This is a genomic window from Plasticicumulans sp. (assembly GCF_035331805.1).
GTDB lineage: Bacteria > Pseudomonadota > Gammaproteobacteria > Competibacterales > Competibacteraceae > Plasticicumulans.
On record NZ_DAOLKE010000550.1, the window covers coordinates 1 to 1,561 of the forward strand.

The window sequence follows — 1,561 nt, forward strand, 5'->3', positions numbered from 1 at the left end:
CGGATGACGTGCAGCGACGAGCGCAGCAGCAGCAGCGCCAGCAGCCCGGCGACGACCAGGTCCGGCCAGCCCGCATCCAGCAGCCAGACGCCGCCGGCGGCCAGCAGCACCGACAGGTTCGAGGCGATGTCGTTGCGCGAGCATTCGAACACCGAACTCATGTTGATGTCCTCGTGCCGGTGGCGCCACAGCAGCCACAGACAGACGGCGTTCGCCGCCAGTCCGGCCAGGCTGAACAGGCTCATGACCTCATGCGACGGCGTCGCCGGGTAAGCGAGTTTCCAGAGGATCTGGCCGATCACGACCAGCGCCGCGCACAGGATCAGCCCGCCCTTGAACAGCGCGACGCGCGCCTTGGCGCGCAGGTCCTGCGACACCACGTACAGGCTCAGCCCGTAGGTCAGCGTGTCGCCGAGATTGTCGAGGCTGTCGGACAGCAGCGCCGTCGAACGCCCGTAGACCGCCGCGCCGGCGATGAGCACGAACATCACGGCGTTGATCCACAGCACCTTCAGCAGCGTGCCCTTCTGGCGCATGCGCAGCGCCTCGACGGCACAGCCGCCGTTACAGCACGAACCGGCCATGTTCACCTCCCGTCCGGCAGACGCACTCCGATCCTTCGACCCCGCCTGCACCGTTTCCCCCCGCTGCGGGCCTCCCGCCGCGCCGGAGCCCTCCGGCATCGCAGCCATCGCCTGTCCGATCGATCCTGCACGCCGCCCGCGCCCGCCGGCATGATTTCCATCATCCGTCCGGCACTTTCCGCGCACCCCGTCCGTCTCCGGCGCATCGCCCTGCATGCCTTCCTCCGGCCGTCGGCAGCCGGATGCACGCGCATCGGACGGGCGGGCCGTGCCGGTCCGGAGTCATGAAGCGCGTTTTCATCGGGGTGAACCGCATTCACGTGAGGTGGAGCGCAGTTATATCGAGGCTGAGCATCATGGGGGCTTTGACGGGATGCCATCCACGAGACTGCGAATCTCGTCTGCAAGCCGTTGCGGCCTTTCTGTCTGGAGATGGTTTCGCAGGGTCGCATGTATGCATGCCCTGCATGACCAACGCCCCCTAGGTGCTGCCGATCGGCAGCCGGCCGTTCAGCTTTGCATCGCCATAGGTGCGCAGCACCTGCGAGATGATGACCTGATAACCGTCCAGCCACTCCGCCTGCCGGGCCTTGGCCTGCAGATGCGTCGGGTGCTGGATCAGCGCCTGCAGGGCTTCGAGGGATTCCCAGTAGTAGACGTTCGAGACCAGACCGGTCGTGGGATTTTCCCAGGCTTCCTCGCCGAGATAACCCGGCATGGTGCGCGCGGCTTCGGCGATCTGCTGATCCAGCCGATGGAATTCGTCATCGAACTGGCGCTTGGCGAAGATGAAGGTGGAGGAGTACATGGGAATTCCGGGGAGAAGGTACGTGGCGGGAGAAAAGGCTTGCGGCGTGCAGGCGGGATTGAGGAACGAAACCCGGTATCGGGAGCGGCATGAATCCGCAAAATGCTGTAACGATTGAGCAGATGCGCGAATCCGAAGCCCGATTATCAGAACGGCCGGGGTTCCTTCG

2 protein-coding genes are annotated in these 1,561 nt (G+C 65.3%); both read right to left on the bottom strand.

The window, feature by feature from the left end:
- A partial coding sequence (locus PKE44_RS19290) for a cation transporter (RefSeq protein WP_324554458.1) occupies positions 1-584 on the bottom strand: 584 nt, incomplete at its 3' end.
- 481 nt (positions 585-1,065) lie between these two features.
- Positions 1,066-1,392 carry an antibiotic biosynthesis monooxygenase gene (locus PKE44_RS19295; RefSeq protein ID WP_324554460.1) on the bottom strand — a complete coding sequence of 109 codons (327 nt, stop codon included), beginning with the start codon at positions 1,390-1,392 and terminating at the stop codon, positions 1,066-1,068.
- Between the last annotated feature and the right edge of the window lie 169 nt (positions 1,393-1,561).